The organism is Streptomyces bambusae, assembly GCF_019400985.1.
Taxonomy (GTDB): domain Bacteria; phylum Actinomycetota; class Actinomycetes; order Streptomycetales; family Streptomycetaceae; genus Streptomyces; species Streptomyces bambusae_A.
The window spans coordinates 1-823 of sequence record NZ_WTFF01000703.1; the positions used below are offsets into that span (position 1 = coordinate 1).

General features: G+C 78.9%; 1 protein-coding gene. It reads left to right on the forward strand.

Annotation, left to right across the window (positions count from 1 at the left end; genetic code table 11):
- Window positions 1-823: lantibiotic dehydratase C-terminal domain-containing protein (locus GPJ59_RS36635; protein ID WP_308120709.1), on the forward strand; the 823-nt coding region annotated here is incomplete at both ends.

An 823-nucleotide genomic window follows, 5' to 3' on the forward strand; every position in this document is an offset into this window, starting at 1 on the left:
GCCTCGACCCGGGCGGCGGTCGCCGCGCTGCGCGCCCTGGGGCGGGCCCCGCGCCCGGACCGGCTGGCCCTCGCCCTGGACGCGGCGCACACGACGGCGTACGCGCTCGGCATGGACCGGGAGGCCGCGGGCGGCTGGTTGCGGGCGCACGCGGCGGGCTGGCGCTGGGTGGCCGACGCGCCGCTGCTCCCCGGAGCCGTGGTCCACACGCGGGTGAACACGGTGTTCGCCGGTTCCCGGCAGGTGCTCACGCGGCGCGCGGACGCGCTGCGCGAACGCCTGGCGCGCGGTACGGCGGCGGCCTGGCAGACGGAGTGGGCCGCGGCAGTCACCGCGGCGGACAAGCGGCTGCGCGCACACCACGAGCACGGGCTGCCCTGGGTGTGGGCCTCCCAACTGCACATGCTGCTCAACCGGCTCGGCATCGGACCCGACGAGGAGCGCGCCGTGTGCCGACTGGCCGCCCGCACCCTGCTGGAAGCCGACGGCCCGTATCCCTTCTTCGACGGCGACGGCACCGAGGCCGGCACCGGTCCCGGCACCGGCACCGGCACCGGCACCGATGGTGCGGACGAGGACCGGCGCGGCCCCGCGCCGGACCGCCGCTACCTCGAACACAGCAAGTTCCACATCGGCGCCATGCGCGAGAGCGCCGCGCGCCCGGTGGCCGCTCCGCCCGCGGCGGCGGAGCCCGGTCCGTACGATCTCCCGTTGCCCGCCGGCCCGTTGCCCGACGTCCCGCTCGCCGCCGTACTGGCCGCCCGAGCCTCCGCGGGCGGTCGGGTGGGCGGTCCGCTCGCCGCGGCCGCGGTCGGCACCCTGC